General features: G+C 71.0%; 13 protein-coding genes. 9 read left to right on the plus strand and 4 right to left on the minus strand.

Going from position 1 to position 13,276, the window contains the following annotated elements:
* Positions 1–71: 71 nt before the first annotated feature.
* On the plus strand, positions 72–1,634 hold the full coding sequence (locus GT358_RS13770) for a 2-isopropylmalate synthase (protein WP_166583208.1): 1,563 nt from the start codon (positions 72–74) through the stop codon (positions 1,632–1,634).
* Here GT358_RS13770 and GT358_RS13775 read toward each other — a convergent pair.
* The 3 genes from GT358_RS13775 to pdxH all read right to left on the minus strand — a co-directional run bounded on the left by GT358_RS13775 (position 1,616) and on the right by pdxH (position 3,372).
* Positions 1,616–2,131, minus strand: coding sequence for a DUF192 domain-containing protein (locus tag GT358_RS13775; RefSeq protein WP_166583209.1), 516 nt, complete (start codon positions 2,129–2,131; stop codon positions 1,616–1,618). The two genes, GT358_RS13770 and GT358_RS13775, sit on opposite strands and share 19 nt — an antisense overlap.
* Positions 2,101–2,637, minus strand: coding sequence for a cold-shock protein (locus GT358_RS13780; RefSeq protein ID WP_166583210.1), 537 nt, complete (start codon positions 2,635–2,637; stop codon positions 2,101–2,103). The genes GT358_RS13775 and GT358_RS13780 overlap by 31 nt, the downstream gene beginning before the upstream one ends.
* 120 nt (positions 2,638–2,757) lie before the next feature.
* Positions 2,758–3,372 carry a pyridoxamine 5'-phosphate oxidase gene (gene pdxH / locus GT358_RS13785; protein ID WP_166583211.1) on the minus strand — a complete coding sequence of 205 codons (615 nt, stop codon included), beginning with the start codon at positions 3,370–3,372 and terminating at the stop codon, positions 2,758–2,760.
* 136 nt (positions 3,373–3,508) lie between these two features.
* On the opposite strand from pdxH, the gene fabI reads away from it, so the two are divergent.
* The 6 genes from fabI to trpE all read left to right on the plus strand — a co-directional run bounded on the left by fabI (position 3,509) and on the right by trpE (position 10,174).
* Positions 3,509–4,324 carry an enoyl-ACP reductase FabI gene (fabI, locus tag GT358_RS13790; protein ID WP_166583212.1) on the plus strand — a complete coding sequence of 272 codons (816 nt, stop codon included), beginning with the start codon at positions 3,509–3,511 and terminating at the stop codon, positions 4,322–4,324.
* Between the two features lie 5 nt (positions 4,325–4,329).
* Positions 4,330–4,953, plus strand: a complete 624-nt coding sequence (locus GT358_RS13795) for a LysE family translocator (RefSeq protein WP_243730895.1) — start codon at positions 4,330–4,332, stop codon at positions 4,951–4,953.
* Between the two features lie 8 nt (positions 4,954–4,961).
* A complete protein-coding gene (gene gpt / locus GT358_RS13800) occupies positions 4,962–5,480 on the plus strand; it encodes a xanthine phosphoribosyltransferase (protein WP_166583213.1) in 519 nt (172 codons plus the stop codon).
* A gap of 78 nt (positions 5,481–5,558) precedes the next feature.
* Entirely contained in the window at positions 5,559–6,746 is a 1,188-nt protein-coding gene (locus GT358_RS13805) for an aminotransferase (protein ID WP_166583214.1), read from the plus strand.
* A gap of 75 nt (positions 6,747–6,821) precedes the next feature.
* Positions 6,822–8,663, plus strand: coding sequence for a peptidylprolyl isomerase (locus GT358_RS13810; RefSeq protein ID WP_166583215.1), 1,842 nt, complete (start codon positions 6,822–6,824; stop codon positions 8,661–8,663).
* Positions 8,663–10,174: an anthranilate synthase component I gene (gene trpE, locus GT358_RS13815; protein WP_166583216.1), complete on the plus strand. Its 1,512-nt coding sequence runs from the start codon at positions 8,663–8,665 to the stop codon at positions 10,172–10,174. Before GT358_RS13810 ends, trpE begins: the two co-directional genes overlap by 1 nt.
* On the opposite strand, the gene dusA is transcribed toward trpE, so the two are convergent.
* Positions 10,171–11,208: a tRNA dihydrouridine(20/20a) synthase DusA gene (dusA, locus tag GT358_RS13820; protein ID WP_371416298.1), complete on the minus strand. Its 1,038-nt coding sequence runs from the start codon at positions 11,206–11,208 to the stop codon at positions 10,171–10,173. The genes trpE and dusA overlap by 4 nt on opposite strands.
* A 327-nt stretch (positions 11,209–11,535) precedes the next feature.
* Here dusA and GT358_RS13825 point away from each other — a divergent pair, with 327 nt between their 5' ends.
* Entirely contained in the window at positions 11,536–12,717 is a 1,182-nt protein-coding gene (locus tag GT358_RS13825; RefSeq protein ID WP_371416300.1) for a tyrosine-type recombinase/integrase, read from the plus strand.
* Complete coding sequence (locus GT358_RS13830) at positions 12,717–13,223, plus strand: hypothetical protein (protein WP_166583218.1); 507 nt, start codon at positions 12,717–12,719, stop codon at positions 13,221–13,223. The genes GT358_RS13825 and GT358_RS13830 overlap by 1 nt, the downstream gene beginning before the upstream one ends.
* Positions 13,224–13,276: the final 53 nt, after the last annotated feature.

Here is a 13,276-nt window from a genome sequence, read left to right on the forward strand (position 1 = left end):
CGGGCCATCCGGCGCCGCCGCTCGGAGGGGTTCACGGCGCCGCAGGAGAGGAACCCCGAGGAGACCCCGTCATGCCCGCCACGAACCGAGTCCGCATCTTCGACACCACGCTCCGCGACGGCGAGCAGTCGCCCGGCGCCACCATGACCCACGAGGAGAAGCTCGAGATCGCCGGGCTTCTGGACGAGATGGGCGTGGACATCATCGAGGCGGGCTTTCCTATCGCCTCGGAGGGGGATTTCCGCGCCGTCTCGGAGATCGCGAAGGCCATGCGCAACGCGACGGTCTGCGGTCTGGCGCGCGCCAATTTCAAGGACATCGACCGCTGCTGGGAGGCGGTGAGGCACGCGCGCTCCCCGCGCATCCACACCTTCATCGGCACCTCGCCCCTCCACCGGGCCATCCCCAACCTCGACATGGACCAGATGGCCGAGCGCATCCACGAGACGGTGACCCATGCCCGCAACCTCTGCGGGGACGTGCAATGGTCGCCCATGGACGCGACGCGCACCGAGCCCGACTATCTCTGCCGCGTGGTCGAGATCGCGATCAGGGCCGGGGCCACGACGATCAACATCCCCGACACGGTGGGCTATACCTATCCGCGCGAGAGCGCCGACATCATCCGCATGCTGCTCGAGCGGGTGCCGGGGGCGGACACGATCACCTTTGCCACCCATTGCCACAACGATCTCGGCATGGCGACGGCGAATGCCCTGGCAGCGGTGGAGGCCGGCGCGCGGCAGATCGAGTGCACGATCAACGGCCTTGGCGAGCGGGCGGGCAACACGGCGCTCGAGGAGGTCGTGATGGCGATGAAGGTGCGCCACGACATCCTGCCCTTCGAGACCGGGATCGACACGACGAAGATCATGAACATCTCGCGCCGGGTGGCCACCGTCTCGGGCTTCCCGGTGCAGTTCAACAAGGCGATCGTCGGCAAGAACGCCTTTGCCCACGAGAGCGGCATCCACCAGGACGGGATGCTCAAGAACGCCCGCACCTTCGAGATCATGCGCCCCGAGGATGTGGGGCTTGCGGCCACCAACCTCGTGATGGGAAAGCATTCGGGGCGGGCGGCGCTGCGCGCCAAGCTGCGCGAGCTGGGCTTCGAGATCGGGGGCAACCAGCTCGACGACCTGTTCGTGCGCTTCAAGGAGCTGGCCGACCGCAAGAAGGAGGTGTTCGACGACGACCTGATCGCGCTCGTCACCCAGAACGAGGGGGCCGAGGACCGCATCCGCCTGCGCCGGCTGCGCGTGGTCTGCGGCACCGAGGGGCCCCAGACGGCCGAGATCGCGCTCGAGATCGACGGCGAGGAGCGGCAGGCGACCGCGACGGGGGACGGGCCGGTGGATGCCACCTTCAAGGCGGTGCGCGCGCTCTTTCCGCATGGCGGGCGGCTCCAGCTCTACCAGGTGCACGCGGTCACCGAAGGGACGGACGCACAGGCCACCGTCTCGGTCCGGCTGGAGGAGGAAGGGCGCATCGCCACGGGTCAGGCCGCGGATACCGACACCGTGGTGGCCTCGGCCCGGGCCTATGTGAACGCGATCAACCGCCTTCTGGTGCGGCGCCAGAAATCGGCCCCCGGCGAGGACGTCAAGGGCGTGAGCTACCGCGACGCGGGCTGATCCGCCCCCGGAGGGCAGGGCGCGGCCGCGCCCTCTCCGCCGATCGCGGGGTGCTGGAGCACGTCGCCCGGCGCGATCCCGAGCCGGGCCGCCGTGCCGCCGTTGACCTCGAGCACGAACTGCACGTCCTCCCCGCCGGGGATCGGCGTGCGGTCGAGCGGGATGGCATTCTCGTGGATGCGCGTCACGGTGCCGTCGGCGCCGGCAAAGATCATGTCGAGCGGGATCAGCGTGTTCTCCATCCAGAAGGCGACCGACTGGGGCGCGTCATAGACGAAGAGCATCCCCTCGTAGGGACCGAGGCTCTCGACATGCATGAGACCCTGGGCGCGGGAGGGGGCGTCGTCGGCCACCTCGACCGTGAAGGCGGCGCGGCCGAACCCGCCGAGGACCGTCACCCGGTCCTCGCGGCATTCCGCCGCCGCGGCCGTGGCGGCCGCCAGGAGCGCCCCGAGGATCGCCCCGCTCAGCGGTCCTGCCGCGACGCGCTGTCCCATGCGAGCACCTCCACCGCCATGAGGCCGCGCCGGCCCTCGATCACCCGCAGGCCGATCGCCTCGCCCGGGACCAGATCGGCGAATCCCGACCGGCGCAGGACCTCGATATGCACGAACACGTCCGCCTCCGAGTTCCAGCAATTGGCAAAGCCGAAGCCCTTGGCCTTGTCAAACCACTTGACGCGCGCTGGTTCGACCGGGCGTGCGGCCAGCAGCGCAGGATCCATGTTGGCCAGATCGGCGAGGCCCGCGCCGGGGGGCGTCTCGGGCGGGGTGATGGCAAGCACGCTGGCCGCCTGGAAGCCCCGCTCGGTGCGGGCGACCTCCACCGTGATGGCCGATCCGTCGGCCACGGTGCCCTGGCCGAAGCTGCGCAGCACGTTGGCGTGAAGCAGGATGTCCGGTCCCCCGGATTCGGCAACAACGAAGCCGAATCCCTTGGCGGGATCGAACCATTTGACATGACCGCGGACGATCGGCCGTCCGTCCTGTTGTTCTTCGTTCATCTCGTTCCCGCTGCGGCCCGATGCCTGGTGCCGCTCCTGTGATGGGACGTCCCGACCGACACAAACGAAACAGGATCGCACCTAACCGCAGAAGGCGCCGCCGGTCACGCCTTTCTTGGATCATGGATGGAGGCGCTGGATGTCCCAGCCGGGCGCCTCCGGCCTCCGTCGCCAGCGGAAGCGGTCGTGCAGCCGGAAGGCGCCGTCCGCCCAGAACTCGATCTCCACGGGCTCGATGCGGAACCCCCCCCAGAAGGGCGGGCGCGGCGGGTCGGTGCCGAACCGCGCCGCCATCCGCGCCGCCTCGGCCATCAACGCGGCCCGGGAGGCGAGCGGCTCGGACTGACGCGAGGCCCAGGCGCCGAGGCGGCTCTTGAGCGAGCGCGAGGCGAAATAGGCGTCGGCGCGGGGACCGTCCTCGCGCCGGGCATGGCCGCGCACCCGGATCTGGCGGCGCAGGGACTTCCAGTGCATCACGAAGGCCGCGCGTCCCGTCCCCTCGATCTCGCGCGCCTTGGCGCTGCCGTAGTTCGTGTAGAACACGAACCCTCCCCCCGGTCCCTCCTCGATCTCCTTGAGCAGGACCATGCGGACATTGGGCATGCCCTCGGCGTCCACCGTCGCCAACGCGATCGCGTTGGGGTCGTTGGGCTCCGTCCGCTCCGCCTCGGCAAGCCAGAGGCGCGCCAGGGCCAGCGGGTCGTCGCCTGCGAAGATGCCTGTCCGGTCGCTCATCCGCCCTCCAGATCCTTGGCCTAGTGCCGTTCCTTTGTCCGATCAAGGGCCGCAGCGCCGCGCCGGCCGGCCCTTGCCGCCCTCCGGCGCTTCGCCTAGGAACAATCCGACCGCGGCGGAAGGGGAACGGGCGCCGATGCCATCCGATCTGATGCAGGGCCGGCGCGGCCTCGTCATGGGTCTCGCCAACGACAAGTCGATCGCCTGGGGCATCGCCCGGGTGGCCCATGCGCACGGCGCCGAACTGGCCTTCTCCTATCAGGGCGAGGCGCTTCTCAAGCGCGTGGCGCCACTGGCGGCGGAGGTGGGCTCGGACATCGTGCTGCCCTGCGACGTGGCCGACATGGACTCGATGGACGCGCTGTTCGCGGCCCTGCGCGAACGGTGGGGGCGGCTCGACTTCCTGGTCCACGCGATCGGCTTTTCGGACAAGAACGAGCTGCGCGGGCGCTATGTGGACACGTCGCGGAGCAACTTCCTCACCTCCATGGACATCTCGGTCTATTCCTTCACGGCCGCGGTGCAGCGCGCCTCGGCGCTGATGACGGAAGGGGGATCCTGCCTCACCCTCACCTATTACGGGGCCGAGCGGGTGATGCCGCATTACAACGTCATGGGCGTGGCCAAGGCCGCGCTCGAAGCCTCGGTGCGCTACATGGCCGAGGATCTGGGCAAGGACGGCATCCGCGTGAACGCGATCAGCGCGGGACCGATCAAGACGCTCGCCGCCTCGGGCATCGGGGACTTCCGCTACATCCTCAAGTGGAACGAGCTGAACTCGCCCCTGCGGCGCAACGTCAGCCAGGAGGAGGTGGGCAAGGCCGCGCTGTTTCTGCTGTCGGACCTCGGGTCGGGGACGACGGGCGAGGTGCTGCATGTCGATGCGGGCTACCATGTCGTCGGCATGAAGGCGGTGGACGCGCCCGACATCAGCGTGGTCAGGGGCGAGTAGCGGGGATGGAGGGGATCGGGGCCGCACCGACCCTCGCGCAGATGGGGCTGTTCGTGGTCACGCTGTCGCTCGCGATCCTGTCGCCGGGGCCGGGGATCGTCGCCGTGTCGCGGGCGGCGGCGCAGAGGGGGCGGCGGGACGCCACGCCCTATGCGCTGGGCCTGGCCTTCGGGGCGTCGCTGTGGTGCCTGATGGCGCTTCTGGGCCTGGCGGTGCTGTTCGAGACCGCCCCCCTTCTGCTGCGCGCGCTGTTTGTCGCCGGGGGTGCCTATCTCGTCTGGGTGGGCTGGCGGATGTGGCAGGGGGCGGACGACCCGCCCCCCACCGGACCCGCCGAACGGGGCGAGGGGTTCGGGGCGGGCCTCCTGCTCAACCTCGCCAATCCCAAGCCGGGGCTCTTCTATGCCTCGGTGCTGGTGGCGGTCTTTCCCGACCTCGGGGGCTTCGGGGCGCGGGCCGCGGTCTATTCCGTCGCGCTCTCGGTCGAGCTGCTGTTCTATCTGGGCCTGGCCGCGCTGATGGCGACGGCGGCGGTCAGGGGGCGCTATTTCGCGGCCAAGCCGCTGATCGACCGCGCGGCGGGCCTTGTCGTCGCGCTGCTGGGCGCACTGTTGCTGTTCCGCCTCTGAGAGCCGTCATGTCCGACCCTTCCCGCTCCGACCGGCTGCCCCACGAGAAGGGGTTCCACATCTCCTGGGACCAGATCCACCGCGACAGCCGGGCGCTGGCCTGGCGGCTGGACGGTCAGGGGCCCGACGACGGCGCCTGGCGGGCGGTCGTCGCGGTCACGCGCGGCGGCATGGCCCCGGCGATGATCGTCAGCCGCGAACTCGGCATCCGCACCGTGGACACGATCAGCGTCAGGTCCTACGACCACCAGACGCAATCGGAAGCGGTCATCCTCAAGGCGCCGGACGCCGCGCTGATGGGCGACGGGACGGGCATCCTGATCGTGGACGACCTGGTGGATTCCGGCAAGACCCTGGAACTGGTCCGGCGGATGTATCCCCGCGCCCATTTCGCTACCGTCTATGCCAAGCCCAAGGGCAAGCCGCAGGTGGACACCTATGTCACCGAGGTGTCGCAGGACACCTGGATCTTCTTTCCGTGGGACATGGCCCTGCAATACGTGGAGCCCTACCGGGGCCGCGACTGACCCCCCGATTCGCCCCGGCCCGATCCCCTTGTAGCACCGGACGGTTACCATCCGGTTAACGGCGCGGAGGATTCGCCCATGCTTTCGCCCGGCCCCCTGCCCCGCACCGCCGTCACGCTGGCGCCCCCCGTGATGGAGGCGAGGCGCTGGCTGGAGGGCGTGACCTTTCCGCCCGACCGGCCGCTTCTCAACGTGAGCCAGGCCGCCCCCGTGGACCCGCCGCCCGCGCCGCTGCGCGAGGCCATGGCGCGCATGGTGCTGGAGGAGGCGGAGACCCATCTCTACGGGCCCGTCCTCGGCCTGCCCGCGCTGCGCGAGGCGGTGGCGGCGCGCTGGAGCGCGGCCTATGGCGGGAGGGTCGCGCCCGCGCAGGTCGCGATCACCGCCGGCTGCAACCAAGCCTATTGCGCGGCGCTGGCCACGCTGGCGGGCGAGGGGGACGAGGTGATCCTGCCGGTGCCGTGGTACTTCAACCACCGGATGTGGAACGACATGGCGGGGCTGCGCACCGTGGCGCTTTCCACCGATCGCGACCTCCTGCCCGACCCGGAGGAGGCCGCGGCCCTGATCGGGCCGCGCACGCGGGCGATCGTGCTCGTCTCGCCCAACAATCCGGGGGGGGCGGAATATCCCGAGGACGTGGTGGCGGCCTTTGCCGCGCTGTGCCGCGACCGGGGAATCGCGCTGGTCCTGGACGAGACCTATCGCGACTTCGACGCGCGCGGGGGGGCGCCGCACGCGCTGTTCGCCGACCCGGACTGGGACCGGACGCTGATCCATCTCTATTCCTTCTCCAAGGCCTACCGGCTGACGGGGCACCGGGTGGGGGCGATGGTCGCGTCCGAGGCGCGGCTCGCGGAGGCGGAAAAGTTCCTCGACACCGTGGCGATCTGCCCGCCGGCTCTGGGCCAGAAGGCGGCGCTGTGGGGGCTCGGGCATCTGGGCGAGTGGGTCGCGGGCGAACGGCGCGAGATCCTGGCCCGGCGCGAGGCGCTGGCGGCGGGCTGGGCCCCCCTGGCCGCGCGCGGCTGGCGGTTGCGGGGCTGCGGAGCCTATTTCGCCTGGGCCGAGCATCCGTTCGCCGAGAATTCGGCGACGCTCGCCCGCCGGCTGGTGCGCGAGGCGGGGGTGCTGCTGCTGCCGGGGACGATGTTCGCGCCCGAGGGGGACGCGCGCGGGCTGCGGGGCGTGCGGATCGCCTTTGCCAATGTGGACCGGGCGGGGATCGCGGCGCTGATCGGGCGGCTGGAGGCGGTGGGGCCCTGAGCGGGGGCGCGGCCTCGTGCCTTGCGCCGCGGGAGGGGGCCGCCTAGACAGGCCGCCAGCCCAAGGGAGCGGAGCATGGCGGCACGGCGCGGCAGGCGGATCTCTGTCTGGATCATTCTCGGCCTTCTGGTGCTCGGCCTCGGCGGGTGGTTCGGCGAGGGGGCGGTGCGCGGCCGGGCCGGCACGATCGGGAGCGTGGACGGGCTCGGGATCGATGCGCAGGTCTATGCCAACAGCCTGCGCAACCGCATCCAGGCCATCGAGGCGCAGACGGGCCAGCCCCTGTCCTTCGCCGAGGCGCAGGCGCTCGGGCTCGACCGGCTGGTTCTGGGGGGTCTGGTCGCGCAGCGGGCGATGGATGCGGAGGCCGCCCGGCTCGGCCTGTCGGTGGGCGATGCGCGCGTGGCCGAGGCGGTGCGCGCGAGCCCGGCCTTTGCCGGGATGGACGGCGGATTCGACCGCGAGATGTATCGCGAGCAGCTGCGCCGCAACGGTCTGACCGAGGCGCAGTTCGAGCGGATGCTGCGCGAGGATTCGGCGCGCGGCGTCCTGCAGGCCGCCGTGGCGGGCGGCGTGCCCGCCGAGGAGGAGGCCGCCGCCCGGATCGCGGCGCATCTGGCCGAGCGGCGCGTCGTGACCTGGGCCCGTCTGCCCGCCGATGCCGTGCCCGTCCCCCCCCTGCCCGACGAGGCGGGCCTGCGCGCCTTCTGGGAGGCCCATCCGGAGCGCTTCACGACACCCGAACGGCGGCGCATCACCTATGCCGCGCTGACGCCCGAGCGGCTGCAGGCGCAGGTGCCGGTGGAGGAGGCCGAGCTGCGCGCGCTCTACGAGAGCCGGCGGGCCGAGTTCGTGCTGGAGGAGCGCCGCCTGGTCGAGCGGCTGGTCTATCCCGACGCGGCCGAGGCCGAGGCCGCGCGCGCGCGGCTCGATGCCGGGGAGGCGGGGTTCGAGGCGCTGGTGGCCGAGCGGGGGCTGCGGCTGTCGGACGTGGATCTGGGCGATGCGACTCGGGCCGAGCTGGGCGGGGCGGCCGATGCCGTGTTCGCGGCCGAGCCGGGCGACGTGGTGGGCCCCCTGGAGACGCCGCTGGGACCGGCGCTGTTCCGGGTCAATGCCGTTCTGGCGGCGCAGGAAACCCCCTTCGAGGAGGCCGCGCCCGCGCTGCGCGACGAGCTGACCCATCAGGCGGCGCGCCGGCTGATCGCCGGGGAGATCGCGCAGGTGGAGGACCTGATCGCCGGGGGCGCGACACCCGAGGACGTGGCCGAGCGGACGGCCTTCGAGCTGGGCACGATGGTCTGGTCGGAGGGTGTCACGGAGGGGATGGCCGCCTATGCGCCCTTCCGCGAGGCCGCCGCGGCGGCGACGGAGGGCGGCTTTCCCCGCCTCGTCACGCTGGAAGACGGGGGCGCCTTCGTCCTGCGCCTCGACGGGATCGAACCGCCGGCCCTGAGGCCCTTCGAGGAGGCCCGCGCCGACGTGGCAGCGGCCTGGCGCGAGCAGGCGCGGAGCGAGGCGCTCCTGACGGAGGCGGAGCGGCGCGCGGGACTGATCGCGGGGGGGACATCCTTCGAGGAGGCGGGGCTCGAGCCGCGGCAGGAGCCGGCCTTGACCCGGCGCGACTTCGTGGAGGGCACGGTGCCCGACTTCATGACCGCGGCCTTCGCGCTGGAGCCGGGGGAGACGCGCGTGCTGCCCGCGGCGGACGGGGCGCTGATCCTGCGGCTCGACCGGGTGGAGCCCGCGGCCGAGACCGACCCCGCCCGTCTGGCCCAGCAGCTGGCGCTTGCCGCGCAGTTCCGGGCCACGACGACGCAGGACATCTACGAGGCCTTTGCCGCCCGACTGGCGGCGGATGCCGATCTGCGGATCGACGAGGGGGCGCTTGCCTCCGTGCATGCGCAGTTCCGCTGATGCCGCTTCTGCCCGATTTCGACCGCTTCCGCGAAGGCTTCGAGCGCGGCGAGAACCAGGTGGTCTGGACGCGTCTGGCCGCCGACCTCGACACGCCCGTGTCGGTGATGCTCAAGCTCGGGGGGGCGGGGCGGCACAGCTTCGTGCTGGAAAGCGTCACCGGCGGCGAGGTGCGGGGGCGCTATTCCATCGTCGGGCTGAACCCGGACCTGGTCTGGGAATGCCGGGGGCGGCAGGCGCGGATCAACCGCGCGGCGCGCTGGGACGACGACGCCTGGGAGAGCGCGGGCGACGACCCCCTGGCCGCCCTGCGCGCGCTTCTGGCCGAAAGCCGCATCCGCCTGCCCGAGGGGCTGCCCCCGGCGGCGGCGGGGTTGTTCGGCTATCTGGGCTACGACACGGTGCGCTGGGTCGAGCACCTGCCCGACGACCGGCCCGATCCCCTGGGCCTGCCCGATGCGGTGCTCCTGCGGCCCTCGGTCGTGGCGGTGCTGGACGGGGTCAAGGGCGACGTGATCCTGGTCTCGCCCGCCTGGGCGGGAAGCGGCCTGTCGGCGCGCGCCGCCTATGCGCAGGCGGCCGAGCGGGTGCGCGACGCCGAGCGCGCGCTCGAGCGCGGGGTGCCGGCCGCGCCGCGCGCGCTGGGCGCGCCCCGTCCCCCCGCACCGCCCGTGTCGAACTTTTCCAAGGCGGAGTTCATCGCCGCCGTCGAGCGCGCCAAGGAGTACATCCGCGCGGGCGACATCTTCCAGGTCGTGCCGGCGCAGCGCTGGACCCAGCCCTTCCACGAGCCGCCCTTCGCGCTCTACCGCTCGCTCCGGCGGACGAATCCGTCGCCCTTCATGTTCTTCTTCAACTTCGGGCCCTTCCAGGTCGTCGGCGCCTCGCCCGAGATCCTGGTTCGCGTCATGGGCGGCGAGGTGACGATCCGGCCCATCGCCGGCACGCGGCCCCGCGGGCGCACGCCCGAGGAGGACCGCGCGCACGAGCGCGACCTGCTCTCGGACCAGAAGGAGCGGGCCGAGCACCTGATGCTGCTGGACCTGGGCCGCAACGATGTGGGGCGGGTCGCGCGGCCCGGCACGGTGCGGCCGACCGAGACCTTTGTCATCGAGCGCTACAGCCACGTCATGCACATCGTCTCCAACGTGGTGGGCGAGCTGCGCGAGGGGGAGGACGCGCTCTCGGCGCTGATGGCGGGGATGCCGGCAGGCACGGTGTCGGGGGCGCCCAAGGTGCGGGCGATGCAGATCATCGACGAGCTCGAACCCGAGAAGCGCGGGATCTACGGGGGCGGGGTGGGGTATTTCAGCGCGGGGGGCGACATGGACATGTGCATCGCGCTGCGCACGGCCGTGCTGGTGGGCGAGAAGCTGCATATCCAGGCGGGCGCGGGGATCGTGCAGGACAGCGACCCCGAGCGCGAATGGGAGGAAACGGTCCACAAGTCTGGCGCCATCCGCCGCGCGGCCGAGGAGGCGGCGATGTTCGGGGGCGAGGGGAACCGCTAGGCCGCCCGCGCGCCCTCGGCCTCCACGGCGGCCAGCGCGCGCAGCACCACCTCGGGGCCCGCCCCGCGCCGCCCCCCCTCCTCGGACAGGATGCGCCGCCAGGCGCGCGCGCCGGGCCGGCCAGCGAACAGGCCCAGCATGTGGCGCGTGGCGTCGTGGAGCCGCCCGCCCGCCCGGCGATGCGCCTCGAGATGGGGCAGGAAGGCCCGCACGGCGGCGGCCGGGTCGGGCTGGGGATCGGGCGCCCCCCAGACCGCGGAATCGGCCCGGCCGAGGATGTCCCAGGGCGCATGGTAGGCGGCGCGGCCGACCATCACGCCGTCGAGCCCCTGTGCGAGCCAGGCGCGCGCCTGCCCGAGCGAGGCGATGCCGCCGTTGAGCGACAGGTGCAGCTCGGGAAAGCGCGCCTTCATCCGCAGCACGAGGGGGTAATCGAGGGGCGGGATCTCCCGGTTCTCCCGGGGCGAGAGTCCCTGGAGCCAGGCCTTGCGCGCATGGACGATCACGCGCCGCACGCCCGCGCCCGCCACCGCCTCGAGAAAGCGGGGCAGCGCCTCCTCGGGGTCCTGGTCGTCCACGCCGATGCGGCACTTGACGGTGATCTCGGCCCCGGTGGCCTCGCGCATGGCGCGCAAGGCTAGGGCCACGCGGGCCGGCTCGCGCATGAGGACGGCGCCGAAGCAGCCCGACTGGACACGGTCGGAGGGGCAGCCGCAATTGAGGTTGACCTCGGAATAGCCGTAGCCCGCACCGATCGCCGCCGCGCGCGCGAGTTCGGACGGGTCCGACCCGCCGATCTGGAGCGCCACGGGCTGCTCGGAGGGCGCGAAGGCGAGCAGGCGGTCGCGGTCGCCGTGCAGGATGGCGGGGGCCGCGACCATCTCGGTGTAGAGGAGCGCGCGGGCCGAGAGCGTGCGGTGCAGCGCCCGGCAATGCCGGTCCGTCCAGTCCATCATGGGCGCGACCGAGAGCCGCGCGGCCTGGCGCAGGTCGGGCGGGGCGGCGGAACGGTCGGGCGGGGCGGTCATGCGCATCTGGTCGGGACGAAGGGGGCGGTGCGGATGGCGAGGCCCGCCTGCGGCTCCCCCGCCGTCGCGGGGGAAGGTTGCGGATCTCCGCCCGGCCCCGGTCCGGCGAGCGACCGTCTCAGAGGCGGATCAGACGGGGTGGACTCTGGCGCGCTGGGGAAGCGCCATCCGGCCTTCTGGCAGGTTCTGTCTTGTTCCATATCCCACATGCAGATCAGTCTTTTATGTTCAATGTGGCATGTTGAGTTCCGGCTTGTTCCGGCAGATCATGGGGGAAGGATTGGGGGAACAGATGGGATTGGGGTCTTGAGCGCGCGCAGTCAGACAACAGGGGTGGGACGTAGGACGCGACTGACAGCAGCGCAAGTGCGATCCCTGCCACCAGGAAAGTATCACGATGGCGAAGGCACCGGCCTTCTGCTGCGGGTAGAGCCGACCGGCGCACGGCTCTGGATCCAACGCGTGATGGTGCGCGGCAAGCGGCGCGAACTGGGTCTCGGAGGGTTTCCGACCGTAACGCTTGCCGAGGCGCGTGAGGTGGCGTTGGAGAACAAGCGCGTTGCGGCTCGCGGAGGCGATCCGCTTGCGGAGCGTCGGCGCGCCAAAGCCCGACCGACCTTCCGGGAGGCGGCCATCGCCACACATGCGGAACTCTCACCGACATGGAAGAACCCGAAGGACCGCGACGCATTCCTGAGCACGCTGCAGGCCTACATCTACCCGAGCATCGGTGACAGGCTCCTCGCCGAAGTGACGAGCGCTGATCTGCGCAAGGCCATCTTGGCAGCGCGCGCCAAGGCACCTGGAGTCGCGCGCAAGCTCACCTATCGGTGCAGCCACGTGTTTCGCTGGGGGATCGCGGAAGGGCACGTTGAGACCAATCCGGCGACCGCTGCAGCCCTCGCGTTGCCCCGGGATGAACGGGCGCGTACACACCGCAAGGCGCTGTCCTATGCCGAGGTTGCAGACTGCATTGCGGCCGTTCAGGCCTCCAAGGCCTCGGTCGCGACAAAACTCGCCATCGAGTTCCTGATCCTGACTGCCTCCCGCTCGGGAGAGGTGCGCGCGGCCCGGTGGCACGAAATCATGGGCGGGACGTGGGAGGTCCCTGCCGAACGGATGAAGATGAAGCGTCCTCACCGTATTCCGCTGTCCCGCCGCGCCCTCGCCGTGCTGGCCGAAGCGGAAAAGTTGCGCGATGCCTCGGGGCTTATCTTTCCTAGCGCAAATGGAAAGCCTCTCAGCGACATGACCCTGAGCAAGCTCGTCAAGGAATTAGGCTTCGAGGCAGACGTTCACGGTTTCCGCACGTCCTTCCGCACATGGGCCCAAGAGCGCACCAACTTCCCGCGCGAGGTGGCCGAGCTTGCCCTGGCCCACGTGAACAAGGATCGGGTGGAAGCCGCCTATGCACGCAGCGACCTGTTCGAAAAGCGGCAGAAGATGATGGAGGCCTGGGCGACATTTCTGACCTCCGGTCTGGCCAAGGTAGTGAAGCTGGGAGGAGGGGCGTGATGGATCTCTCACAGCTAGCCGCCCATCGGATTGCGCGAACCTATCCAATAGATCAGCGCTACAAGGCTGCGGTTGCATGGGCCGTGGAAAGGCTACGCCTTGAAATCGGTGATGCCATGGCGACTGTACTGTCCAAGCTGCAAAGCCGAACACCGCTCGCGCCAGCCGAGTGCGACTTCCTGATCGACTACCTGTCTCGCGCGAGATCAGCGGCCAAACAAGTCGGGAGACCCAGGATGGCGCCCCGGCATCGTCGCTACATCGGGCATCTCGTTGCGGAGTTGGCTTATGAGTTCCAACTTCCTCGAACGAGAAATGCCACCTCGCCGCCGTTCTCGGCATCCGATGCTGTGGCAGAGGCACTCGCGACATTGAGGATGGTTCCTCGCGGCTACGACAGGGTGCGCAAGCTGCATGGCGAAGTCATTCGTGAATGGCGCGCCATGCTCGCGGAGCGCCGCCGCCAGGAGAAGGAGTTCGGCTTCTTCGTCACCTCTCTCTGGTAATGATCCTCCAAGTCCCAGGTTATGCTGAGAATCAGGACCCGTTGATCTGTCTG

It is taken from the genome of Rubellimicrobium sp. CFH 75288, from assembly GCF_009904055.1.
Lineage (GTDB): Bacteria > Pseudomonadota > Alphaproteobacteria > Rhodobacterales > Rhodobacteraceae > Rubellimicrobium.

What these genes read in the sequence shown, in the direction of transcription:
- fabI (WP_166583212.1), top strand. Translation starts at nt 3,509, where the DNA reads ATGCCATCCGATCTGATGCAGGGCCGGCGCGGCCTCGTCATGGGTCTC.
- dusA (WP_371416298.1), bottom strand. Translation starts at nt 11,208, where the DNA reads ATGCGCATGACCGCCCCGCCCGACCGTTCCGCCGCCCCGCCCGACCTG.
- gpt (WP_166583213.1), top strand. Translation starts at nt 4,962, where the DNA reads ATGTCCGACCCTTCCCGCTCCGACCGGCTGCCCCACGAGAAGGGGTTC.
- GT358_RS13775 (WP_166583209.1), bottom strand. Translation starts at nt 2,131, where the DNA reads ATGGGACAGCGCGTCGCGGCAGGACCGCTGAGCGGGGCGATCCTCGGG.
- GT358_RS13795 (WP_243730895.1), top strand. Translation starts at nt 4,330, where the DNA reads ATGGAGGGGATCGGGGCCGCACCGACCCTCGCGCAGATGGGGCTGTTC.
- GT358_RS13810 (WP_166583215.1), top strand. Translation starts at nt 6,822, where the DNA reads ATGGCGGCACGGCGCGGCAGGCGGATCTCTGTCTGGATCATTCTCGGC.
- GT358_RS13780 (WP_166583210.1), bottom strand. Translation starts at nt 2,637, where the DNA reads ATGAACGAAGAACAACAGGACGGACGGCCGATCGTCCGCGGTCATGTC.
- trpE (WP_166583216.1), top strand. Translation starts at nt 8,663, where the DNA reads ATGCCGCTTCTGCCCGATTTCGACCGCTTCCGCGAAGGCTTCGAGCGC.
- GT358_RS13770 (WP_166583208.1), top strand. Translation starts at nt 72, where the DNA reads ATGCCCGCCACGAACCGAGTCCGCATCTTCGACACCACGCTCCGCGAC.
- GT358_RS13830 (WP_166583218.1), top strand. Translation starts at nt 12,717, where the DNA reads ATGGATCTCTCACAGCTAGCCGCCCATCGGATTGCGCGAACCTATCCA.
- pdxH (WP_166583211.1), bottom strand. Translation starts at nt 3,372, where the DNA reads ATGAGCGACCGGACAGGCATCTTCGCAGGCGACGACCCGCTGGCCCTG.
- GT358_RS13805 (WP_166583214.1), top strand. Translation starts at nt 5,559, where the DNA reads ATGCTTTCGCCCGGCCCCCTGCCCCGCACCGCCGTCACGCTGGCGCCC.